The organism is Methylocystis sp. IM3, from assembly GCF_038070105.1.
In the GTDB taxonomy this organism is placed as follows: domain Bacteria; phylum Pseudomonadota; class Alphaproteobacteria; order Rhizobiales; family Beijerinckiaceae; genus Methylocystis.
The window spans coordinates 957,887-980,879 of the sequence record NZ_JBBPBZ010000002.1 but is presented as its reverse complement, the minus strand read 5'-3'; the positions used below and the strand labels follow the sequence as shown (position 1 = coordinate 980,879).

The following is a 22,993-nucleotide window of genomic DNA, read 5'->3' as shown; positions in this document are numbered from 1 at the left end:
CGTTGCCACTCAGTCTTTCAACATAACGGCCGGAAGATTTCGCCCGTGAGGCCTCAAGCAACGACCATGGCGAGCCGACTCGCGGTCGGGTAACTCTATCTACTGATAGATTGATGCCGCTGTCAACTCAACTTTTGTTCTTTGTCTCTCTGGCGGTAGATAGAATGAGCAGACTCATGTATGATCGCTGCCGGATTGCGAGCTCAGCTTGCGATTGCCTTCGCCAGCTTGCGGGGCAAGCAGTGACTCGTCAATCTAAGAACAAAGGTCAAAAGCAACGCGGGCACCTGACGGTAGGTGCGAAATTGAGATACCGATCCGGGAAAAGCTTTGAGTGCACCTTTTGCCGCGCATGCGCCGATTCAAAATTACTGGATCGATTAATTTTATCGACCCATGAGCGAGGGAGGCGATCGATCTAATGTTAGATAGGCAAATCGATTTTCTGAAACCTACCCAACCGATCTTGCCGCCAGAGCAATTACTAATCGCGGCGCGTTTGTGAAGCGGTCAGCCCTTGGGCATTTTGCCTCACCGGCGAACGCAGAATGCTTACTCGGAGCAACGTCTCAGGAGATTACGCTAATAATCGATTTCGTCTCACTTTCACAGGCACTAGTCGTCCTCGATCATGGAAGTTTCAGTCGGGCGGCGAAGACTCTCGCTGTCCGACAGTCCGCTGTCAGTCGTCGGATAGCATCGCTAGAAAACGAACTTGGTGTTTCGCTGTTCGAACGCCATTCGGACGGAATTCGACCGACAATAGCGGGAAGACGGTTCCTCGAAAGGGCGCGCGCTGCGCTCTTGGAAATCGATGCTGCGGTAAAGAATGCGTCTGCTGCGGGTCGTGGTGACCAGGGCACGATTCGGATTGGACTTCTTCCGTCCGAAGATTGGAAATTCATATTTGACGTGGTTTGTGCGTTCCGTGATAGGCATCCAGCCGTCTATTTTGAATTCATTGAGAACTCTCCCAGGCAACTTATCTCGGGAATCTCAGGCAGAAGTCTTGATGTTGCAATACTGACGGACAATATCGGGGCTCCGGGCTGCGACACAGAGAGGCTATGGGAGGCTCAAATTGGCGTCGCTTTGCCGGCGACGCATCCCCTCTCGGTCTGCGAGGCGATCGAATGGGAACTGCTCAAAGACGAATGTTTCCTTTTTGGGATGGAGGCGAGAGCGAGGGAACTTGATCGTCATGCGCTTGAGAATCTGAAAAGATTCAGAGGTCATGCAACGCTGGCAACGTATGAGATCTCACAAGATTTGCTTTTGACACTAGTAGCGCGAGGATTCGGGGTCACGCTTATCACGCTCCCGGGCACAGATGTTTCAATTCCTGGCGTTAACATTCGGCCAATTGCAGGCCACGCTGAACGCTTTTCCTTTTGCGCAATATGGCTTCCAAGAAATGATAATCCGGCTATGCGCCGTTTTCTTAGTCTCGTGCGTTCGACGTTGCGGGAGGGGTCGAAGGCTCTGGAGCTGGGTCAGCGGGGAGACGCGTCTTCCGCGCTTTGCGGAATGCCCGATCACTTGCAATGAATTTCTCCAGCATTGGCGCGATAAGCTTTTCCGGCTCGATCGCGTTCCCCAAGTCGCGCGCGAGTATTTCCGCGTAAGCGATCAAGTTCCGATGCAGCGTTGCGGACAGCGTCACGGTGACTTTTCTTGGTTTTTCGTCTTCGACCGCGGAGAGTTTCAGCTTGGTCATGGCGCGCTCCCTGTCGCTGCGACGTCACCGGGCTCGCGGTACGGAGCCAGCACGAGATCGCGCGTGACGATCACCCGCACCGGAAACCCTGGCCGAATGGTGAGCGTAGGCTGGATATTGAGATTGCGCCCAACGATCTGTTGTCCCGTCTGATTGAGGCTTTGCGCGCCGCCGCGGCGCAGCGCCTGAATGAGGGCGTTTTCGGTCCCTGTCGTCCCGATCTGCGTCCCGACGCCGAGGATGGTCGACAGCGCAGCGGCGCCGGCGAGACGAAGCCAGTGATGATCGACGCCATCTTCGAGGCCGGAATAACCAGCGACGTCGGCGCCGGGCTGGCGCTCGAGAACGATGGAGCGTCCGTCGGGGAGAATGAGGCGATTCCAGACAAGGAGCACGCGCGATTGCCCGAAGGCAATCTGCGAGTCGTAGACGCCGACGAGCTTTGAGCCCTGCGGGATGAGCAGGAAGCGCCCGGTGGGGCTGTCATAGACGTTCTCCGTGATTTGCGCAGTGATCTGCCCGGGAAGATCGGAGCGGATGCCAGTGAGGAGCGCGGCGGGAATAGCCGCGCCCGCCTGAAGGACATAGCGCGACGCCGGGGCGGCGAGACGATCGGGGCTGACGGTGCGCCGATCGGCTGGCGCATTGACGAAAGCGAGCTTGAGATCCTGCATGTTCTGAACGTCGCCGGGATCGACTGGGGCCGGCTCGGTTGGAAGCGGCAACGTTTGGACGCCTATCGATCTCTGAGCCGCCTCGGCACTTGCCAACGGCCGCTCGCGCACGTTCGTCGTCGCAAAGAGTTTCGCCGTCCGCGCCGCCTCGCGCTCCTGGCCGATGCGCTGCTGCTCGGGATCGGGGCCGGTCGACGGCAGTTGCCCCTGGGCGGCGAGGATCGGACGGCCGAGATCGCCCGGGAGCGGCGGCCCCAGCTTGGAGACGTTCTTCGGCAGGCCCGCGTAATCACGCGGCAGGGACGCAAGGCCGTCGGGAGTGATCTTCGCTTCCGTATTGATGAGCTCCGGCGCAGGGCCCGAGCGGGAGCGCCCCTGCAACGCCCAGATGGTCATGCCGAGAAAGGCGGCGGCGGAGACGCCGGCGAGCGCGATCAACACGCGCCGCGACAGGCGCGTCACCGGCGGGCGTTCGGGCCGCAGGCGCAACTCCTCCGCAAGCTTCTTCTCATGCTCCGGCGCGCTCATATAGCGGACCTTCCATCGCTGCGCACTATGCGGACGATCTTCTGGTCGTCGGAGCCGAAGCGCAGTTCGGCGGCGGCGAAGAGCCGGTCGACGATCATGTGATTGCCGCGCACGCGATAGTTGACGAGCTGGCTGTCGCCCGAAGCCCCGGTGACGAAGAGCGGGGGCATTTCGCCCTGAGAGACGCCACGCGGGAATTCAATATAGACCTTGCGGCCGTCGTCGAAGGCGCGCAGCGGCCGCCAGGGCACGGCGTCGCCATCGATCGCGTAGCGGAAATTGAGCCGGGCGAGATCGAGGCCGACATCGACCGGCGCGGCGGCCTCCGCGGCGACGTTCTGGCGGCGCAGCGCAATGAGTTCGTCCTGCGGATATTGCCATGAAACCGAGGCCATATAGGTCTTCTCGGTCGAGCGCAGCTCCAGATGATAGGTGCGCCGGTCGGAGTTGATGACGAGATTGGTCATCAGATCGGCTCGCGTCGGCTTGACCATGATGTGGGTCTTGCGGGCGTTCCCCGCGCCGCTCTCCGTGTCGCCGATGATCCAGCGCACCGTGTCGCCGGCGGCGACGGGGCCGGAGCCCACGAGCTGCTCGCCGTCCTGCAGGGCGATGTCGGTGATCTCGCCGGGGGCGGCATAGACCTGATAGAGCGCGCCTTCCGTGAAGGGATAGATCTGGACGGCGTTGATATAGCCGGCGCGGCGCGGCTCCATGCGCGCGGCGGCGTTGGCCTGTTCGATCCGCGCTTTCGGATCGATGGGTTCGGGGCGCTCGCTTTTGCCCCGCGCAAGGGATTTAAGCTGGCCGGGCAGCGGCAGGATCTTCGGCACTTCGACGATCTTGACCGGGCCGGGCGGATCGCTCTGCAGGCTCGCCGGAACCGGCAGATCGTCATAGGCGATCTCGGGCCGCTTGAAGCTCGAACAGGCGCCGAGCAAAGACGACAAGAGAGTGAGGCTCATGAAAGCCCGAAACGAGAGTGGCGTCATTGGCCAAGCTCCTTCGACCAGTTGATGGCGTGAATGAAAAGGCCGAGCGGGTTCTTGCGCAGGCGCTCGGCGTCGCGGGGCGGCTGAACGGCGATGGTGAGAATGGCGGTCCAGCGCTCGGTCGCGGCGAGGCTGGCGTTCTCGTAGCGTCGCTCGGTCCAGGCGACGCGAAAGGAATCGTCGGAAGCGCGAATGACGCTGGCGACGTCGACGGCGGTCTGAACCTGTCCGATCTTGGCGAAGGGATCGTTGGCGCGCGCGTAGTCGTTTAGGGCCAGCGCGCCCTTGTCGGTGACGAAGTCGTAGGCCTTGAGCCAGTTCTGCCGCACCACGATGGGGTCTGCTGGGATCGAGCGGACATGCTCGACGAAGCGGGCGAGAAGCCAGGCGATTTGCGGATCGGTCGGCCGATAGTCGGCGACAGCAGGGGCGACGGCCTGCGCTTCGCCAGATTTGTCGATCTGAACGACCCAGGGAACGACCAAGCCGCGCGCATTCTGCCAGACGAGGGCAACGGCGAGACCGCCCGCGAGGAAGAGATTGCCGAAGGCGATCAGCCGCCAGTTCTTGGCCTGCACGCGCGCTGAGCCGATGCGCTCGTCCCAGACCTGTGCGGCCTTCTGATAGGGCGTTTCGGGTTCGGGCGTGCGCCCGTAGCGGACGGAAGATCGTTTGAACATTAGCGGGCCTCGGACAGATTGACGGAAGCGCCCCCGCCATGGGCGTCGCCGGAGCGAAGGGCGTGGGCGGCGATGGAGACGCCGTGCGAGATGGATTGGGAGCGCTTAAATCGCTTCGCCCAGGCGGGTTCGACGGATGGCGCTGGATTGACGCCAACGCCTGCGGAGGCGCCATCAAGCGGAGGGGCCGACGCGGCGTCTGGCGCAGCGAAAGGCCGCGCAGCCGAACCTCCCGACCCTCCGCCAGGACCGCCAGGGGGCGCAGAGGGCGGCGCGCCGCCTGCGGGCGGCTGCGGTTCCCGCGAAGGCGGCAATGCCGCCGCGGCCTGCGTCTCGCTCCTTCCAGCAAGCCCCGAGACCGTCCCGCCCGCAAGACGCAGGGCCCCAAATCCGCCGGCTCCTGCGCCGCCCGCGACAAGCCCGGTCCCGACAACGGCACCGGCGCCAAGCTGGGGCCCGCCCGAGACGATCCCATTGGCGATGCCGGGGCCGAATATTCCAAGACCGAGAAGCGAGAGGGCGGCGAGCACCAGCGCCATGGCGTCGTCGACAGTGGGTTGGTCCGTGAACCCTTGCGTGAATTGCGCGAAGAGCGTCGAGCCGATGCCGACGATGACAGCGAGCACCAGCACCTTGACGCCCGAGGAGACGACATTGCCGAGAACGCGCTCGGCGAGAAAGGCGGTCTTGCCGAAGAGGCCAAAGGGAATGAGGACGAAACCGGCGAGCGTCGTCAGCTTGAATTCAATGAGCGTGACGAAGAGCTGGATCGCCAGAATGAAAAAGCTCAGGAGAACGATGAGCCAGGCTATGAGGAGAATGGCGATCTGGATGACGTTCTCGAAGAAGGAAACATAGCCCAGAAGCTGTGAGAGGGAATCGAGCAGGGGCCGGCCGGCGTCGATGCCGACCTGGGCGACGCGGCCGGGCCGTAGGAAGTCGGCGGCGGAAAGCCCGGCGCCGGCGGCCTTGAGGCCCAATCCCGAAAAGCTTTCGAAGACGATGCGAGCGAGATTATTCCAATTGTCGATGAGGTAGGCGAAGACGCCGACGAAAAGTGTTTTCTTGACGAGACGGGCGATGATGTCTTCGCCGGGGCCCATGCTCCAGAACAGCGCGGCGAGGGTGACGTCGATGACGACGAGCGTCGTCGCCAGAAACCCCACCTCGCCGCCGAGCAGGCCGAAGCCTGAGTCGATGTAGCGGGTGAAGGTCTCGAGGAAGCGATCGATGACGCCGGTTCCGGCCATGGCGCTACTCGCTCTTGCGCGCGGGCTTCGGCGACGCGCCGTCGGTGGGCGGGCGATAGGACGGGAACATATCGATGAGACGCTCGGCAGGTTGCGCCGGCACGCCATTCCGGAGAAACCTCTTGCGCTCCTTCGCCCACAGAGCCTTACAGGCGGGATCGCCAGCCTCTTCGATGGGAAGCTGGGCGCAGCGCAACAGCTCGGCGTCGATCGCAGGCTCTGTCGACGGCGGCCCGATCGGCGAGAGCGAGGCGGGTTTCGTCCGCGCCGCGACATCGGCGTCACAGGCGGACTCGACGCCAAGGAGCGCGATCGCGCCGATGACAATCCCAACGGCGACAAAGCCGATATTCTCGGGCGCGAGCCATTCTCTCCAGTTCATGACGTCGCCCTCGCTCAATGAAACATCGCGACATTGCCGGCCTGATAGGCCTGGCCGGGCGCAACGAAGCGGCGTATCTCTTCGCGCGCCTGTTCCTGCGCCTCGGCGTTGCGCGCGAGTTCGAGCGATTGGGCGCGGCCTTGCGAGGCGAGGAGCGCCGTGACGTCTGCGAGCTGCTTGCTTTGGAGCGCAAGAAGCTGATTGCCGGCCTGCGACGCCTGAAGCGCACCGAGAGCGGACTGGCTCGACGAAATCAGCGCGCCGGCTTCCGAGCGGGCGGTGTCGATGGATTGAACGATGCCGGCCTGAACGCGCATGGCGTCCTGAAACGCCGACAAGGAATTTTGCCAGCGCTGTTTAGCGCCGTCGACAAGGCTCGCCAAACTCGTTGAGGCGTTAATGGCGCCATATTGGGCCGAGAAGGCCTGATCGATCTGCTGCACGTCATAGGCGATGCGCTGGGCCTGTCCTAGCAACTGCTGTGTTTGGGAGACGGATTGCTGGATCGTCTGCAGCGACGAATAGGGAAGGCTCGCGAGGTTCCTCCCCTGATTGATCAGCATCTGTGCCTCGTTCTGGAGGCTGGTGATCTGATTATTGATCTGCTGCAGCGTATTCGCCGCGGTCATGACGTTCTGGGCGTAATTGGTCGGATCAAACACCATGAATTGCGCCACCGCGGGCGCGCTTAAGTATGCAAGCGACAATGCGAAGGCGCTTGCGGCTGTAAGGCGACTAATGCGGGTCATGACGACGTCTCCAACTCGGTGGGGGCAGGAAGAAGATCGGCGGCCCAATCGAGGCCGCGCACAGACAGCCAGGCGCGGGCGAAGCCTTCGCGTCCGGCGCTCGCTGAAATCTCGGCGATGAGTTTTTGGTCGGTCTTCGAAGACGCGGCGCAAACGGCCAGAGCCACGGAACCGAGCCCCAATTCGAAGAGGCGATTGCCGCGCCGCGACTGGCAGTAATAGTCACGCTTGGGCGTCGCCCGCGCGATGATCTCGATCTGCCGGTCGTTGAGGCCGAAGCGGCGATAGATCGACAGGATCTGCGGTTCGATCGCGCGCTCGTTGGGCAGAAAAATCCGCGTCGGGCAGCTCTCGACGATCGCCGGCGCAATCGGGCTCGTCTCGATATCGGCGAGCGACTGGGTGGCGAAGACGACGGAAGCGTTCTTCTTCCGCAGCGTCTTGAGCCATTCGCGCAATTGCGCGGCGAAGCCCGGATCGTCGAGGGCGAGCCAGCCTTCGTCGATAACGAGAAGCGACGGCCCGCCGTCGAGCCGGCCTTCGATCCGGCGGAAGAGATAGGAAAGGACGGCGGGCGCGGCGGCCGAGCCGATCAGCCCCTCCGTCTCGAAACATTGGATGTCGGCGGCGCCCAGAACCTCCGCGTCGGAATCGAGAAGCCGCCCATGCGGACCGCCGAGGCAAAAGGGTTTGAGCGCGCGCTTGAGCGGGTTTGATTGCAGCAGGACCGAGAGGCCGGTGAGGGTGCGTTCCTCGATCGGCGCGGAGGCGAGAGACGAGAGCGCCGACCAGAGATGCTCCTTCGCCTCCGGGGTGACGGCGACATTTTCGCGGGCGAGGATGGAGGCAACCCACTCGGCGGCCCAGCCGCGCTCCGCGGGATCGTCTACCGCGGCGAGCGGCTGCAAGGCGACCGGATCGACGTTGTCGGCCGATAGCGCGCCGCCGAGATCATGCCAGCTGCCGCCCATGGCGAGCGTTGCCGCCCGAGCCGATCCCCCGAAATCGAAGACGAAGATCTTGGCGCTTTCGTAGCGGCGGAACTGCAGCGCCATCAAAGCGAGCAGCACGCTCTTGCCCGCGCCAGTTGGCCCGATGACGAGCGTATGGCCGACGTCGCCAACATGCAGCGAGAAGCGAAACGGCGTCGAGCCCTCGGTCCGGCCAAAGAACAGCGGCGGCGCGTCAAGATGCGCGTCCGTCAGCGGTCCCGCCCAGACCGCCGAAAGCGGGATCATGTGGGCGAGATTGATTGTCGAGACGGGCGGCTGCCGGACATTGGCGTAGACATGGCCGGGAAGCGAGCCGAGCCAGGCTTCGATGGCGTTGACCGTCTCGACCATCGATGTGAAGTCGCGGCCCTGGATAACTTTCTCGGCGAGTCGCAGCTTCTCGTCGGCAAGCCGGGGATCTTCGTCCCAGACAGTGATCATCGCCGTCACATAGGCTTCGCCGATCAGATCGGAGCCCAAATCCTGTAGCGCCGCATCGGCGTCGAGCGCCTTGTTATGGGCGTCGGTGTCGAGGAGAACGGAGGACTCATTGGTCATCACCTCCTTCAGGATCGCCAGGATGGATTTGCGTTTCGCGAACCATTGCCGGCGGATGCGGGTGACGACTTTGGTGGCGTCCGTCTTGTCGAGCGTGATGGCCCGGGTCGACCAGCGATAAGGAAAAGCGAGGCGATTGAGCTCGTCGAGAATCCCGGGATGGGTCGCCGACGGAAAGCCCATGACGGTGAGAATGCGCAGATGCTTGCCTCCGAGCCGGGGCTCGAGGCCGCCGGTCAGCGGCTCATCAGCGAGGATCGCGTCGAGATGCATCGGCGTCTCGGGAGCGCGGACCTTGTGGCGTTTGGTGGAGACGCAGGAATGGAGATAGGTCAGCGTCTCGCTGTCGGAGAGCCATTCGGCTTCTGGCGCGAAGCCGTCGATCAGCTGCAACAGCCGGTCGGTTCGGTCGATGAAGCTGGAAAGAACGGCGTTTGGTGCGCCTTCCTGCGAGCGGCCTTCATAGAGCCAGCTCTCCGCTCCTGCCGCGTCGTCTTCCGGCGGCAGATAAACGAGGGTGACAAAATAGCCGCTCTCGAAATGCGCCCCTTCCTCTTCGAACTGGGCGCGGCGCTCTTCGTCGACAAGGGCGGAGACGGGATCGGGGAAGGCGCTCGCTGGATAATCCTGCGCAGAATTGCGCTGCGCTTCGAAGAAGATCGCCCAGCAGGACCCGAGGCGCCGCAGCGCATTGTTGAGCCGCGCCGTGACGCCGACGAGTTCGGCTTGCGTCGCGCTTTCGAGATCGGGACCGCGAAAGCGCGCCGTTCGCTGAAGCGAGCCATCCTTGTTGAGGACCACGCCCGGCGCGACGAGCGCCGCCCATGGCAGGAAATCGGCGAGGCTTTGCGGCTTCTTGCGATATTCGGCGAGGTTCAGCATGCTCGCTTCTCCTCACACCCCGAAATGTGCCGGGTAGCGCAGATGCCGACGCACTACCTCGACGAAGTCGGGATCGCGCTTGGCCGCCCAGACCGCCGCGAATTGTGCGAGGACCCAGAAGGCGAGGCCGGCGAGCCAGAGTCGCAGGCCGAGGCCGAGCGCGGCGGCGAGCGTGCCGTTCAGGATGGCGATCGACCGCGGCGCCCCGCCGAGAAAGATCGGTTCGGTGAGCGCGCGCCGGACGGGAACGCGAAAGCCCGCGATGGCGCCGTCGATGGGAAGGGCCTCGTTCTCCATCAGATCAGCGCTCCGCCGCCAAAGGAGAAGAAGGACAAAAAGAAGCTCGAGGCGGCGAAGGCGATCGAGAGGCCAAAGACGATCTGCACGAGCCGCCGGAAGCCGCCCGAGGTGTCGCCGAAAGCCAGCGTCAGGCCGGTCGTGATGATGATGATCACCGCGATGATCTTGGCGACGGGGCCTTCGATCGATTGCAGGATCTGCTGGAGTGGCTGCTCCCAGGGCATGTTGGAGCCGGCGGCGAAGGCCGGCGTGGAAAGTGCGGCGGCCGAGATGAGGAGGGAAAGCTCAAGACAAATACGAGCGCGCAACCGATTTTGGATCGGAAACCTATTCATGGACGTCTCCAAAGGTGACGGAGGTGAGGTCGGCGAGTGCGTAGTCGCCGCGGGCGTCGAGGCCTTGGACAGCGGCGAGTTCGATTAGCCGCCGCTCCTTCCCGCGGCCAGCGAGGACGGCGATGATCTGGATGGTCTCAGCGATCAGCGCGCGCGGTACGGTGACGATCGCTTCCTGAATGAGCTGTTCGAGACGTCGCAGTGCGCCAACCGCCGAGCCAGCGTGAATGGTGCCGACGCCGCCGGGATGGCCGGTGCCCCAGGCCTTGAGCAGATCGAGCGCCTCGGCGCCGCGCACTTCGCCGATCGGGATGCGGTCGGGTCGAAGCCGGAGCGACGAGCGAACCAGATCGGACAACGAGGCGACGCCGTCCTTGGTGCGGAGAGAGACGAGGTTGGACGCGGCGCATTGTAGTTCGCGCGTGTCTTCGATTAGGACAACGCGGTCGGAGCTCTTGGCGATCTCGGCGAGCAAGGCGTTTGCGAGCGTCGTCTTGCCGCTGGACGTGCCGCCGGCGACGAGGACGTTTTTGCGCTCAGCGACAGAGGCGCGAAGGATAGCTGCCTGATGTTTCGTCGTGACGCCAGCCGCGACGTAGTCCTCGAGCGAGAAGACCCCGACCGCCGGCTTGCGAATCGCAAAAGCCGGGGCAAAAACGATCGGCGGCAGAACCCCTTCAAAGCGTTCGCCTGACTCCGGGAGCTCCGCTGAGACGCGCGGCGTCCCGGCATGCACCTCGGCGCCGACATGGTGTGCGACCAGCCGGATGATCCGCTCGCCGTCCTCCGCCGACAAACGCGCGCCCGTATCCTCGAGCCCGCTGGTCAAGCGATCCAGCCAAAGCCGCCCATCGGGATTGAGCATGATCTCGACGACGCCTTTATCGTCGAGCCAGCCTGCGATCTCCGCGCCGAGCGCGGTGCGCAACATGCGCCCGCGGCGTGATAGCGCTTCGGCATTGTCGTTTTGAGAGCGCACGTTCGTCCCCGGTTTCCGCCGAACCGCGAGGCGGCGGTTCGGAGCCGGGGTCGATTAAGAAAGGCGCGAACGGGGGGAATGCAACAAGAGAGTCAACGGCGTAGGGTTCTGGCGAAAAATGACAGGGAAAAGGGAGGGAGGCAATGCCTCTAGCCGGGTCGTTGAAAACCACCGAGCCATCAAGGCTGCTTTGCGTCGATTTCGTTGAAAAACGTTGCGGTTCGGCGTCGACAGCCTCCGTTGAGGCGTTTTCCGAGACTTTGAGACTGCGGGTTCTTCGCCTGAATGGCCGTGAACCCGCCATCGCGGACGGCTCATGCCGCCACTTCAAGCACCTCCGCTCGCAGCCGGGCGAACCGTCGCAGTCTTGCGCGGTAACAGCGAGTAGGAATTCGTCTTTGGCGTCACACGAGCCCCGTAGCCGCAAGCGCCCAAGTCGCAATACGCGTTTGAAATGGGCGAACAACATCTCTATTTTCTTTCATCGTCGACAGGCCGTTTCATATTCACGCGTCCCAACGAGCGCCCGCGCAACGTCGTGGGAATCTTCATCCATGTCGCGAGGAATCTTCCGCGCCACTGCATTCGGGCAGCACCTCGCTTTGAGCTCACAGACGTCGTAATCTTTCTTGCTGGCGCGGTAACGGCGCGTGCCGTCGCTTGCGGCCGAAGCGCTCTGCCGCGCGCTCCAACATCGTTCGCGCAGCTTCGCGCCGCGCGGAACGCGCCATCTTTCTCGGCAGGATCCCAATCGCGGGTCGGAACCGAGTGCCGCTTGTTGGCGCCGGCGGCAATCACGAGATTGAGATGCACTTCTTCGCACAGGCGACGTTCGAGCGAATGTCCAGGCTGTAGCCGACACGAAGCATGCGGATCATCAGGTCCAGATCAACCGAAGGGCGGCCGGTGCTGCTGTAGAACGGCTTCGACGCGGCGCGGATGCCGTCGAAAGTGAGATGTCGATCGATCCCGCGCAACCGATGGTCCGTGGCGCCACCTGGAACCCGATGACCGGCTGCACGAAGATCACGGCCGGGTGCGGCCGCAGCTATGCGGCGCGCTCTGCCGAGCGATTTCGCAAGTCTCGGGACATCCCGTATGAACCGGGCGCAGATCTCACCCTACGACCCGAGCGATTAAAGCAGCCCCTGGGCTGGAAGCGGTCGCGGATGATCTTCGTCGATTCGATGAGCGACCTTTTCCATAATGATATCCCGCCAGCGCATATCGAGATGTTCGATACGATAGAGGCTGCCCACTGGCACTGTTTCCAAGTGACCAAGCGCGGCTCGCTGATGCACGACTACGCGCGGGACCGATACAGGAGGCGCTCGCCGCCTGCGCACATCTGGCTCCGCGTCTCCGTCGAGGACGCAGCGTTGAAGAGCCGGATCGAGCATCTGCGCCCGACGCCCGCGGCCGTGCGCTTTCTCTCGACCGAGCCGATGCTCGGGCCGTTGGGCTCGGTCGACTTCACCGGGATTCATTGGGTGCTGCTCGGCGGCGAGACCGGCCCCGGCACACGTCCGATCGACATTGCGCGGGTCAGCGAAATCCGCGTCCAGTGCGTGGCGCAGTCGGTGGCGTTCTATTTCGAGCGATGGGGCGGTTCACGGCCGAAGACCACCGGGATGTCGTTGGACGAGCGCGAGTGGAAGGGGTGTCCGCGCATGCCGATCGCCGAAAAAGTCGCCGCTTGAGTTCATCGGCGGCTCCGCGGCTCGCACCTCGCTGCGTGGCAAGCGGAAGCGGTCAGGGGCTCAGAACCGCACCGCTTTCGGTCGCCCGGCCACGCGCCTGCATGTAGTAGCCCCACAGCAACAGGGCGGCAATCCCGCGATATGGCTTCCAGATCTCGGCTCGCGCATAGAGCGCCTTTTCCGTCGGACGCGATTCCGAGCCTTCGAGCAACCGAAAGCCTTGCTGCAGCGCGATGTCGCCCGCGGGGAAGAAGTCGAGCCGTCCTTCCGAGAACATCAGATAGGTTTCTGCAGTCCATCGGCCGACGCCCTTGATTGCGACGAGCGCTGCGACCGCTTCCTCGTCCGACATGGAGTCCAGCCGCTCGAACAGGTCCGCGGCCTCCGCGATCGCGCGGACATAGCGTATCTTCTGGCTCGAGAGCCCGAAGCCCCGCAGTTGGGCATCGTCTGCGGAGAGTACCGTCTCGGGGCTGAGCGTGCCGAGGCCATCGATCATCTTTCGCCGGATCGCGTCGGCGGCGGCCATCGAGACCTGCTGGCCGACGATCTGACGCACGAGGCCTCGGAATCCCCGCTCGCGGACGACCCAGGTGCTTGGCCGCACCTCGGCATGAGCCTTTGCCATGAGTGGATCGAGTTGAGACAGCTTGGCGCGTGCGGCGTGAAGTTCAACGTCGGTGGGAATCATAGAATGAGAACCTTGTCGATGAAAATCGCAGTTCCTTGCACGTTCCGCTCGCACTCCCACTACGGAAGAGCCTCGCCCGTCCCGTCACGGAAGGATTCCCGAATCACCGGCAGACAGGTGTTCGTGCCCTACCGGTCCGTATCCGGCAGAGGTGCTGCGAGATTTTTCTGCGTGCAGTGGATCGGGTGGCGGCTCCTCGTAACACGGATAATCGGTATAGCCGCGGCTGTCGAAGCCGTAGAACGTGCTGCGATCATAGGGATTGAGCGGCAATCCGAGTTCGATCCGCTTGGGCAGGTCGGGATTGGCGATGAAGTGCCGGCCAAAGGCGATCAGGCTGGCATCGCCATTGGCGACGCTCGCCTCCGCGGTATCCGGGTTGAATCCGCCCGCGGCGATCACCGGTCCCCGGAAGATCTTGCTCAGTTCCTGCGCGGCGACGGGCTCCTGCGTTTCCGCGATCGTTTCGCCGCCCTTTACGCGCGGCTCGATGAGATGCAGATAGGCAAGGCCGAAGTCGTTGAGCCGTTCCGCAACGTGGCGGAAGAGGGCGCGCGAGTCGCTGTCGCCCATGCCGTTGAATGTGCCGCTCGGCGCGAGTCGGACGCCGACGCGATCCGCGCCCCAGACGTCGACCAATGTCTGCACAACTTCGGCAAGAAGCCGCGTCCGGTTCTCGATCGAGCCACCATACTGATCGGTGCGCTTGTTCGTGTTGTCCTGCAGGAACTGGTCGAGCAGGTGGCCGTTCGCGGCCATGAGCTCGACGCCATCGAAGCCGGCGGCCTTCGCGTTCTGCGCAGCGGTGTGGTATTGGTCGAGGATCGCGGCGATCTCCACCGTCCCGAGCGCACGGTGCGGCGACGTCGGCTTGAAGCCATCGGGCGTCTCGACAGTGATGCTCGTATCGGCCCAATAGGCGGGGTCGACCGAGGCGGCGACAGGCTGCGATCCGGTGATCGAGATGTGCGTGGTGCGGCCCGCATGCCAAAGCTGCGTGAAGAAGTAGGCGCCTTTCGAATGGACTGCATCGGTGATGCGCTTCCACCCGGCGACCTGCTCGTCGGCGTAGAGACCAGGCGCATGATAGTAGCCGCGGGCGGAAGGCGCGATCGCGGTTGCCTCCGTGACGATGAGACCCCCATCGGACGCCCGCTGCGTATAATATTCGAGCTGCAGATCGCTTGGGATGCCGGTCCCTGGTTGTGCGCGGAGCCGGCTCATCGGCGGCATGACCACGCGGTGCTTCAGCGTGAGTGGCCCGACCTGCACGGACGTGAATAGTTTCTTGTTACCCTGTCTATCCATGGAAGCTCTCCGAGTACTGAAATTTCGCTGATGAGCAGCTTGAAGCTCGCGGCCGAGCGGCATGATCGCGCCGAGGTGATCATGTCGCCTGTGCGCCAATAGATGTTGACCTACGCGTGCAGACTGCCGAGATACGCATGGATCTGAGCCACCGCGGCAGCGCCTTCGCCAACTGCGGCCGCGACACGCTTTACCGAACCGGATCGGACATCGCCGATCGCGAAGACGCCAGGGCTACTGGTCTGCAGTGGGAATTTCAGATTGTCACCGGTCGTGACGAACCCTTTGTCGTCTAGCGCGATCCGTTGATCGAGCCATTGTGTATTCGGATCGGCGCCGATGAACAAGAACAGGTGCTGAGCGTCGACGCTCTGGTTGTCGTCGATGTCGCGAGATTTCATGTCGACGCTGCTCAACGTGCCATCCGCGACGCCTGACAGTCTTGTCACGGTGGTATGCACTCGCAGCTCGATACTTGGAGTCGCCTTGATCCTGTCAATCAAGTAGCGCGACATGGAGGCATCCAACCCGGAGGATCGGACTATCAGGTATAGCTTTCGTGCATGGGCGGACAGATAGACGGCGGCCTGTCCTGCCGAATTTCCGCCTCCGACAAGCACGATATCGCGCCCCTCGCACAGCGTCGCTTCGATCGGCGTCGCCCAGTAGGAGACGCTTGTTCCCTCGAAGCGATCGAGGTTCTCGATCTCCGGCCGACGATAGCGCACACCCGATGCGATTACCACCGTTCGGCCATAGATCGAAATCCCATTGTCGAGCGCCACGCGGTGCAGCGGCAGTTGTGAGCAGTCGAGTTCGAGCGCCGAGACGGGCACCGCAAACTGCGCACCGAATTTCTGAGCCTGTAGAAACGCGCGGGCCGTCAGCGCCTGACCGGAAATGCCGGTGGGAAATCCGAGATAGTTCTCGATTCTCGACGAGGCACCGGCCTGGCCGCCAAACGAGCGGCTATCAAGAACCAGGACGCTGAGACCCTCGGACGCCGCATACACGGCGGCCGCCAGGCCTGCGGGCCCTGCCCCGACGACGATGACGTCGTACACCGTATTCGACTCGATATCGGGCACGATCCCGAGGCCGAAGCCCGCCTCGGCATCGCTCGGGTGCCGCATCACCGTTCCATTCGGGCAGATCAGAATCGGCAGATCGTCCGGCAGCACGCCAAGGCGCTCAACGAGAGCCTTACCGTCATGCCCATCAGCGTCAATCAATGAGTGGGGGTAGCTGTTTCGCGTGAGCAGGCCGCGAAGACGAACCGTGTCCGGCGACGCTGCTTCCCCAAGTATGACCGAGCCCACGCTGTCCCCCTCCAGCAGCGCCGCGCGCCGCAGGATGAAGGCCCGCATCATCACCTCACCGATATCGGCACTGCTGATGAGCAGGGTACGCAAGTGGGGCAGATCAAAGGGATAAGCGGAGCATCCATCCGGACCAGCGCACACCATCGCCAAGGAGGCATGACCGGCGAGATCGCTGACCTCGCCGCTGAACTGGCCTGGACCGCCGGTAGCGAACAGCCCTTCCCGCCCGAGGCCGTCGCGTCTGCTCGCAACGATGCTGCCTTCGATGACGAGCCAGACGATCGTATTGCGGTCGCCGACATCGAGAAGCTTTTCGTCCGGCGCAAAAACCCGCTTGGGACCACTCGCGAAGCGCAGCGCAAATTGAATCTGAGCGGGCGTCAGCGTAGGAACGATTTGCGCAAGTCGGTCTTCCAGCAGCATGCTGTCTGCCTCAGGACTGGTTCGTTGTGTGCGACTGGATCGTCACTTTCGGCGCGGGTCAGGCAGTCCAATGATCACGCAAGAGTTCATTGAAAGCGTCCGCTCGTTCGAGCGGAAAGAAAAGTCGCGCCCCCTCCAGCTCTACAGGCGGCTTCGCGCCCGGGATCGTTTTTGCCAACCAATTCGCCCACTGTACCGGAAAATAGACATCGTCGGTAGCCCAAACGATCAGCGTTGGCACGGTGAGCTTAGCCAGCATATCGTGGATTGCCAAAGTATGCTTGTTGTCGAAGGCGCCGACGAAACGTTTCAGATCAAGGGTACGCTGCTCGCTGCGAACGTGAGGCCGCAGATAGATCTCGATGTCTTCGTCACGCTCGATGCTCGGATCCTCATAAGCGGGGCCCAGCGCGCCAGGCGAACGGTATATGGACTTGTCACCGAGCATCGCGTTGATCGTCTTCGGCAGTCCACCCGCCGCCACCATTTCGACGAACGGCTTGAACGCCTCAGGCGGCCAGTTGTCGTGCGTATCGCAGTTGGTCAGCGTCAAGCTCCGGACGCAATGGGGATTGAGCGCTGCGAAGATTTGGCAGATTCCACCCCCGCTATCGTTCCCGATCAGATCGACCTGAGTGATTTGCAGCGCATCGAGGACTTCCTTCAGCATCTTTGCGTTGGCGGTCACAGAGACGTCCTGGTCAGCCCTAATCTCGGTGTCACCGTGTGCGAGCAGGTCGACCGCTATGCAGCGGCGGATGTCCGAGAGTGCGTCAAGCTGACGCCTCCACATGTGCTTGTTGAGCACGACGCCATGCACGAAGAGAGCGACGGGTCCGGAGCCCGCCTGCACATAAGCGATTCGCCCTGAAGGGGTCTCGACGTTGGGAACAATCGACGAATCTTGGACAGTACTCATTAGCTCGCTCTCGCCTCTATCGATAGGTAGAGAACCGATAACTCTGGAAACTTCCGTCGTCAACATCTATCTATCGATAGGCAGGCGATTGCAACATGAGTGACGGGCAGTACGCCTTGACCGTACACCGGGCGGGGCTGGTTAAGCACTGAGGCGGATGAACTCCCAAGGGGATTGGAACTTCAGGCCCGAGTGCGGGTGGCCCTCACAATAATCCTCGATCTAGCCGGGCAACTTGGCAAGGAACGTTTCCTCGTCCGGCAAGACGGCGAGCCGCGCATAGTCGCGCTTGAGCGTCTTCACGAAACTCGCCGACATTCCATTGCTCTCCGGGCGGCGGACCGGCGTGAACAGCAGCGTCAGGCCGAGCGCACGCGCCGTATCGGCGGTGTCGGCGGAGATGTAAGCGCTGCCATTGTCGGAGAGCCTCTCGACTTGGTGCGGGACCTTCAAGGCGTCGAAGCGTCGCTCGACCGCTGCGATCATTTGATCACGCACACGCCCGAGACGCCTCCATTGGCCACGCCCGACTAGGCGATGATCTCGCGGTCGCAGCCGTCGATGACGAACAGCACGCACACGACCTCGCCGTTGCGGGCTCCGATTTCAAGATGATCCGAACACCAGCGGCAATTCGAGCGCCGGTTCGTCAGCGCGCAGATTCGCCGATAGCCATAGGTTGGCCGTTCGTCGACGATGGCGCGGGTAAGCGGCGTCAGTTCCGCGGCCGCGGCTTTGCGGAAGCGCCCGCGGGGCTTGGTCGCACCTTTCTTGCGCTCGGCGAGATTGGAGCGAGCGACGCCCAGCGATTTGGCGCGCAGCTCATTGGGAAGCATCCTCCTTCCACCACACGAGCGGCAAGGTCGGTTTTTTGCGCGCGCTGCGTCGAGAGCCTCCCGGAGGATTTCCGCCTCCATCGTTTTCTTGCCGAGCAGACGCTCCAGCTCGCGGACCTTTCTCTCGAGGTCGGGACCTTCAAGGCGCCGACGACGTCCTCGTCGGTGCCTCTCTTTAGGACAACGGTTTGTTTGCTTTGGGCACCTTGCTCGCCCGCGCCATCGTTTACCTCGAGTCAACTAATTCATGGACGCTGAACAAGCTTTGATCGTCCGTCCACACCCGCCCGGCGGTCCAGCCCGCCGACTCGGCGATGCCGTGAAACTCCTCAATCGTGTATTTGTAAGCGTTTTCGGTATGGATCGTTTCCCCTTTACGAAAACCTAATTCCCCGTCGCCAACGCCGACAATCTGATCCTTCAGGCTGACAAGATGCATTTCAATCCTGCCTTCGATAGGATCGTAGATCGCCTCGTGGCGAAACGCCGGAAGATCAAAGGCGCCGCGTAGCTCCCGGTTGATGCGAGAGAGCAGATTGAGGTTGAATGCGGCGGTGACGCCCTTTGCGTCATTGTAGGCTCGAAGAAGTTGACGAACGTCCTTTTTTAGATCGACGCCGATGATAAGCCTCTTCCCCGGGGACAGTGTAGCGCGCATAGCCCCAAGCAGCTGTGTCGCCTCTGACGGCGCAAAATTCCCGATCGTCGATCCAAGGAAAAGTCCAAGTTTTTTTCGCTCGGCCAACTCCTCAGGAAGATTGATTTGATGTGAAAAGTTCGCGAGCAACGGGCGGACCCTGATCTGGGGAAAACGGTTCTGCAGCCGCTGTCGAGAGTCCTCAAGAAAGCTTTCCGAGACGTCAATTGGCGCATATGCATATAGCCAGTGCATCTCACGCAGGAATATCTCCGTCTTCACACTAGAGCCGGGCCCGAATTCGATCAGAATGGTTTCATTCAACGATTTCTTGAGCATTTGCGCCACATTTGAATTGAGGATGGCGATCTCCGTTCTTGTTAGATAATATTCCGGTTGCCGCGTGATTTCTTCAAATAGCGCGCTACCGATCGCGTCATAGAAATACTGGCAGGGAAGGCATTTGCGTCGTCGTGACAATCCTTCCAGCGCATCAACGGAGAAGCGGTCGCCGCACCCCGCGAGCGGAGCCATGCTTTCTGTCGCATTTGACATCAGGCTATCTCCGAAGCGAGGCGTAGGCCAACGAATTGCCAGCGTTGATGAGGGTAAAAGAAATTGCGGTAGCTCGCGCGAATATGGCGTTCCGGCGTCACGCAAGAACCGCCGCGCAGCACGTGCTGATTGACCATAAACTTCCCATTATATTCTCCCAGCGCGCCCTTCGGGGAAGTGTAGCCTGGGTAAGGTAGATAGGCGCTCTGGGTCCATTCCCAGACATCGCCAAACATCTGGCGGGGCGAGCCACTCGGTTCGATTGCCGCCGGCCGGGGACGCAATGCGCCTGTCCCGAGAGAATTTCCATGTTGGGATACTGTTCTCGCCGCGACCTCCCACTCGAATTCGGTCGGTAACCTTTTGCCCATCCAGCGGGCGAAGGCGTCGGCTTCGTAGTAGCTTACGTGCGCAACCGGCGCATCGAGACTGAGCGGCTGCAATCCTTCGAGTGAGGTCTCAAGCCACTCGTCGTCGCGTGGCTCCCAATAGAGCGGCGCACGCCAGTCTTCGCGATTAACGATAGCCCAGCCATCCGACAGCCATAGGCCCGGCGCCTTATAGCCTCCGTCGGCGATGAATTCTAACCACTCCCAGTTGGTGACCAGGCGATCCGCGAGTCGAAATGGGCAAACCAACGCGTCGTGGCGGGGTCCCTCATTATCCCAGGCGAAGCCATCTCCATCATGGCCGATCCGACAAACGCCGCCCGGAAATTCAATCCATCCCCCCGGCTCCCTGCGACATTTTAGGGGGAGTTCCTGCGCAGGGCGGTAAGCGGGCTTGAGTGGATTGGCGGCGAAGAGGGAAAGGATGTCCGTGAGCATGAGCTCCTGGTGCTGCTGCTCATGGTTGATACCAACCTCAAGCAGGCTCTCCCAGAGCGGGCCCGACGCGCGTTGTTCAACGATGAGCGTCGCAAGCGCCGCGTCCACATGCTCTCGGTAAGCGAAAATTCGATTCAGCGACGGTCGTGTGAGAAGTCCACGCTTTGATCTCGCCTGGCGAGCCCCCAGGCACTCGTAGTAGGAATTGAAGCAATAGTGGAAGGTCTCATCGAATACGGCATAGCCTGGAAGATACGGGGCCAAAACAAAGACCTCGAAAAACCAGCTTGTGTGGGCGAGATGCCACTTTGTCGGGCTGGCGTCCTCCATCGCTTGGACGGCCATGTCTTCGGCGCTTAAGGGCGCCGTTAGATCGATCGAAAGCTGGCGCGTTTCCCAAAGGCGCGCACTCAAGTCCTGAGCGGATAATGTAACAGGAGCCGGAGCCAATCCAACCATCTACAACTCCCTGGATGTCGGCGGCTGCAAGACCAATCAGGTAGATTCCAGGATGCATTGCCTGACTCGTATTAGATCGATTGCTTCCTCGATCAGGTATCCACTAAATTAATCCGCCCAAGAAAATCCATCTTTCCGACATCGACGCCATTGTTGCGGAGGATTGCGTAAGCCATAGCGATATGAAAAAATACATTCGGGACAGTCATTTGGAGAAGATAGTCTTGACCGTTCATGATCTTACCCGGGGTCCATGATAGGCTTATTTTGCGATCGATCGCCCCGATATATTGCTCCTCCGTTACGCTTTGTGCGAAAGCGATGGTCTTGCATATCCGCGCGCGCAGTTCATCAATCGTCTGTTCAAAATCCTCGTGTTTGGGCGGCGTTTGTCCAGATAGCCAGCCTGCCGCCGCTTTGACGTAGTCACACGCACTCTGGATTTGATAGATTAGCGGCTTCATGTCGGGTGCAAGTCGCCCATGTAATAGGATAGAAACATCGAAGCTCTTCATGGCAGCATATTCTTCCGCCTTGTCGAGGCAAGTCTCGAAATTTTTCAAAGACTGCGCGCATTGCGCCACTAACTGATAATACATAGACTGCCCTCCGTTTTAATTGGTCGGCGGATTGTCCATAGGCACCTTTGATCGGTGTCCGACGCAGCCCTCTTGTTTGAGCACCCGCACCTTAGTGGGTGGAAACTCTCCCAATTTGCTCGCGGGCCGGATCGGCCGCCGCTCGAATCCGCCTCCGCAGTTTGGGCAAGCACCGAATAATTTTGAATCGGCGCATTCCCGGCAAAAGGTGCACTCAAAGCTGCATATCACCGCGTCGTCTGCATCTGGCGGGAGATCCTTGTCGCAGCATTCGCAATTAGGCCGAAGCTCCAACATACTTGCTTCTCCTGTATCGGATTCTCGATTTCGGTGAGATAGAGCACATACCGTCAGGCGCCTGCGTTGCTTCTCGGTCTTTGTCCATAGATTGAAGCCACCCCGCAAGCTGAGCTTGCAATCCGGAAGCGATCATTTATGAGTCTGCGCCTTCTATCTACCGCCAGAGAGACAAAGAACAAGGAATTCTCTCATAGGTTTCCGAATGCGCGTCCTCATCAACCGCGCGGGTGTGTGCCCGTTTACAGCGACGTCAAGTTATCGTTAGATAGATCGTCGGACCGCGCATCCTCCGGCCGCCATGTTGTAAGGGCGAGAGGCAACGCAACTCGCTTCAATTCCTCCGCACTCATTAGCTCGCTCTCGGCTCTATCGATAGGTAGAGAACCGATAACTCTGGAAACTTCCGTCGTCAACCTCTATCTGCCGATAGGCAGAGATTGTAACATGAATGAGACAGCCGGCCGACTAATGGAAACTCTAATCCGCGAGGCCGACTACCAGGGCTTCAGTTTTCGCGACCTTACCGAGGAAATCGACTCCAAGAGCGTGACCGTTCATCACCATCTTCGGATAAGGAATGGCGGCAGTCGCCCGTCGATATGGCAAGCGATTCTTTGATGTTGTCGCTCCGCCGCGTGATGGCAGCCCGGACGATGTCCGAAGTTGTCGACGAAATCGAGACTTTCCCGCGGTGGTGCATCGACGACTTTCGAAGCGGATTGGCGGGCCCGATGTCGTGGCCCCGCGCCTTCCCGTCGTGGGTGTCTTGGAGGGCGGGCGCGTCGTCGCGCGAGCCTATCGCGAGATCAGCGCATTCGACCATCAATCACGAACTTGACGGAACTGGCCACCGACGGCCTAGCTCGTCGGGGCTCAAGGTCAGCACATGAGTGAATACGACCCGGATATCCTCGCCAAGAACCTGACGGTGATTTTTTGCGGTCTCAATCCAGGAATGACCGCTCAGACGTCAGGGTACAGCTTCTCAACGCCGAGCAATCGTTTCTGGACTGTCCTTCATCTTGCGGGCTTCACAGATGTACGTCTTGAGCCCAACGACGAACGCCAGTTGCTCGCTTATCGATGTGGGGTTACGGCGATTGCTCGCAGGGCAACACGACGCGCAAGCGAAATCCCGCTTCAGGAATTCCGCCAGGCTCGACCGGAATTCGAAAATCGAATGCGCGACTTCGCGCCGCGTTCGCTCGCCTTCCTTGGCAAGCGTGCATATGCGGCCATGATGGACGTCGACGACGTCCAATGGGGCCGCCAGCGCGAGACGTTTGCGGGGATCGCCACGTGGATCCTGCCGAATCCCAGCGGCCTCAATCGAAGGTTTACGCTCGGCGCGCTCGTACGCGCATATTCCGAGCTCCGGATCGCGTTTGGAAGCTGAGGG

At 61.5% G+C, this 22,993-nt stretch carries 23 protein-coding genes and 1 pseudogene; 3 read left to right on the top strand and 21 right to left on the bottom strand.

Annotated features, from left to right (window positions below):
- The first annotated feature begins 501 nt into the window (after nt 1-501).
- Nucleotides 502-1,548 (top strand): LysR family transcriptional regulator, encoded by a 1,047-nt coding sequence (locus tag WOC76_RS24270; protein WP_445730648.1) that lies wholly within the window; start codon nt 502-504, stop codon nt 1,546-1,548.
- Here the strand turns inward: WOC76_RS24270 and WOC76_RS06515 are convergent.
- From WOC76_RS06515 to WOC76_RS06460, 12 genes are all read right to left on the bottom strand, one after another.
- Nucleotides 1,442-1,717, bottom strand: coding sequence for a DUF2274 domain-containing protein (locus WOC76_RS06515; RefSeq protein ID WP_341108171.1), 276 nt, complete (start codon nt 1,715-1,717; stop codon nt 1,442-1,444). The two genes, WOC76_RS24270 and WOC76_RS06515, sit on opposite strands and share 107 nt — an antisense overlap.
- Nucleotides 1,714-2,919 carry a TrbI/VirB10 family protein gene (locus tag WOC76_RS06510; protein ID WP_341108173.1) on the bottom strand — a complete coding sequence of 402 codons (1,206 nt, stop codon included), beginning with the start codon at nt 2,917-2,919 and terminating at the stop codon, nt 1,714-1,716. Before WOC76_RS06510 ends, WOC76_RS06515 begins: the two co-directional genes overlap by 4 nt.
- On the bottom strand, nt 2,916-3,911 hold the full coding sequence (gene trbG / locus WOC76_RS06505; RefSeq protein WP_341108174.1) for a P-type conjugative transfer protein TrbG: 996 nt from the start codon (nt 3,909-3,911) through the stop codon (nt 2,916-2,918). Before trbG ends, WOC76_RS06510 begins: the two co-directional genes overlap by 4 nt.
- A complete protein-coding gene (trbF, locus tag WOC76_RS06500) occupies nt 3,908-4,591 on the bottom strand; it encodes a conjugal transfer protein TrbF (protein ID WP_341108176.1) in 684 nt (227 codons plus the stop codon). The genes trbG and trbF overlap by 4 nt, the downstream gene beginning before the upstream one ends.
- Nucleotides 4,591-5,841 (bottom strand): P-type conjugative transfer protein TrbL, encoded by a 1,251-nt coding sequence (gene trbL / locus WOC76_RS06495; RefSeq protein ID WP_341108177.1) that lies wholly within the window; start codon nt 5,839-5,841, stop codon nt 4,591-4,593. Before trbL ends, trbF begins: the two co-directional genes overlap by 1 nt.
- Nucleotides 5,842-5,845: 4 nt before the next feature.
- Nucleotides 5,846-6,223, bottom strand: a complete 378-nt coding sequence (gene trbK-alt / locus WOC76_RS06490) for a putative entry exclusion protein TrbK-alt (protein ID WP_341108178.1) — start codon at nt 6,221-6,223, stop codon at nt 5,846-5,848.
- A gap of 14 nt (nt 6,224-6,237) precedes the next feature.
- Nucleotides 6,238-6,972 (bottom strand): P-type conjugative transfer protein TrbJ, encoded by a 735-nt coding sequence (gene trbJ, locus WOC76_RS06485; RefSeq protein WP_341108180.1) that lies wholly within the window; start codon nt 6,970-6,972, stop codon nt 6,238-6,240.
- Nucleotides 6,969-9,404, bottom strand: a complete 2,436-nt coding sequence (gene trbE, locus WOC76_RS06480; protein ID WP_341108182.1) for a conjugal transfer protein TrbE — start codon at nt 9,402-9,404, stop codon at nt 6,969-6,971. The genes trbJ and trbE overlap by 4 nt, the downstream gene beginning before the upstream one ends.
- Before the next feature lie 12 nt (nt 9,405-9,416).
- Nucleotides 9,417-9,701, bottom strand: coding sequence for a VirB3 family type IV secretion system protein (locus WOC76_RS06475; RefSeq protein WP_341108183.1), 285 nt, complete (start codon nt 9,699-9,701; stop codon nt 9,417-9,419).
- Nucleotides 9,701-10,039, bottom strand: a complete 339-nt coding sequence (locus WOC76_RS06470) for a TrbC/VirB2 family protein (RefSeq protein WP_341108186.1) — start codon at nt 10,037-10,039, stop codon at nt 9,701-9,703. The genes WOC76_RS06475 and WOC76_RS06470 overlap by 1 nt, the downstream gene beginning before the upstream one ends.
- Nucleotides 10,032-10,970, bottom strand: coding sequence for a P-type conjugative transfer ATPase TrbB (gene trbB / locus WOC76_RS06465; RefSeq protein ID WP_341389793.1), 939 nt, complete (start codon nt 10,968-10,970; stop codon nt 10,032-10,034). Before trbB ends, WOC76_RS06470 begins: the two co-directional genes overlap by 8 nt.
- A gap of 842 nt (nt 10,971-11,812) precedes the next feature.
- Entirely contained in the window at nt 11,813-11,995 is a 183-nt protein-coding gene (locus WOC76_RS06460) for a hypothetical protein (protein ID WP_341108187.1), read from the bottom strand.
- Here WOC76_RS06460 and WOC76_RS06455 point away from each other — a divergent pair.
- A complete protein-coding gene (locus WOC76_RS06455; RefSeq protein ID WP_341108188.1) occupies nt 11,975-12,718 on the top strand; it encodes a DUF5131 family protein in 744 nt (247 codons plus the stop codon). The two genes, WOC76_RS06460 and WOC76_RS06455, sit on opposite strands and share 21 nt — an antisense overlap.
- 52 nt (nt 12,719-12,770) lie before the next feature.
- Here the strand turns inward: WOC76_RS06455 and WOC76_RS06450 are convergent, their stop codons facing one another.
- From WOC76_RS06450 to WOC76_RS06410, 9 genes and pseudogenes are all read right to left on the bottom strand, one after another.
- Nucleotides 12,771-13,409, bottom strand: a complete 639-nt coding sequence (locus WOC76_RS06450) for a DNA-3-methyladenine glycosylase family protein (protein WP_341431335.1) — start codon at nt 13,407-13,409, stop codon at nt 12,771-12,773.
- Nucleotides 13,410-13,493: 84 nt separating this feature from the next.
- Nucleotides 13,494-14,717, bottom strand: coding sequence for an alkene reductase (locus tag WOC76_RS06445; protein WP_341108832.1), 1,224 nt, complete (start codon nt 14,715-14,717; stop codon nt 13,494-13,496).
- Between the two features lie 110 nt (nt 14,718-14,827).
- Nucleotides 14,828-16,462 carry an FAD-dependent oxidoreductase gene (locus WOC76_RS06440; protein ID WP_341108191.1) on the bottom strand — a complete coding sequence of 545 codons (1,635 nt, stop codon included), beginning with the start codon at nt 16,460-16,462 and terminating at the stop codon, nt 14,828-14,830.
- A 58-nt stretch (nt 16,463-16,520) separates the two neighbouring features.
- Nucleotides 16,521-17,381 carry an alpha/beta fold hydrolase gene (locus tag WOC76_RS06435; RefSeq protein WP_341387719.1) on the bottom strand — a complete coding sequence of 287 codons (861 nt, stop codon included), beginning with the start codon at nt 17,379-17,381 and terminating at the stop codon, nt 16,521-16,523.
- 141 nt (nt 17,382-17,522) lie between these two features.
- Nucleotides 17,523-18,381 (bottom strand): annotated as a pseudogene (locus tag WOC76_RS06430) (DDE-type integrase/transposase/recombinase); the annotation flags it as partial.
- Nucleotides 18,382-18,443: 62 nt separating this feature from the next.
- A complete protein-coding gene (gene egtD, locus WOC76_RS06425; protein WP_341108194.1) occupies nt 18,444-19,409 on the bottom strand; it encodes an L-histidine N(alpha)-methyltransferase in 966 nt (321 codons plus the stop codon).
- Nucleotides 19,409-20,695, bottom strand: a complete 1,287-nt coding sequence (egtB, locus tag WOC76_RS06420; RefSeq protein ID WP_341387717.1) for an ergothioneine biosynthesis protein EgtB — start codon at nt 20,693-20,695, stop codon at nt 19,409-19,411. Before egtB ends, egtD begins: the two co-directional genes overlap by 1 nt.
- Before the next feature lie 92 nt (nt 20,696-20,787).
- The gene (locus WOC76_RS06415) at nt 20,788-21,294 is read right to left on the bottom strand and encodes a DUF1993 domain-containing protein (RefSeq protein WP_341108197.1); all 507 of its coding nucleotides are present in this window, start codon (nt 21,292-21,294) and stop codon (nt 20,788-20,790) included.
- A 15-nt stretch (nt 21,295-21,309) separates the two neighbouring features.
- A complete protein-coding gene (locus WOC76_RS06410; protein WP_341108198.1) occupies nt 21,310-21,591 on the bottom strand; it encodes a DUF1272 domain-containing protein in 282 nt (93 codons plus the stop codon).
- An 889-nt stretch (nt 21,592-22,480) separates the two neighbouring features.
- On the opposite strand from WOC76_RS06410, the gene mug reads away from it, so the two are divergent.
- A complete protein-coding gene (gene mug / locus WOC76_RS06405) occupies nt 22,481-22,990 on the top strand; it encodes a G/U mismatch-specific DNA glycosylase (RefSeq protein WP_341108199.1) in 510 nt (169 codons plus the stop codon).
- Nucleotides 22,991-22,993 lie beyond the last annotated feature (3 nt).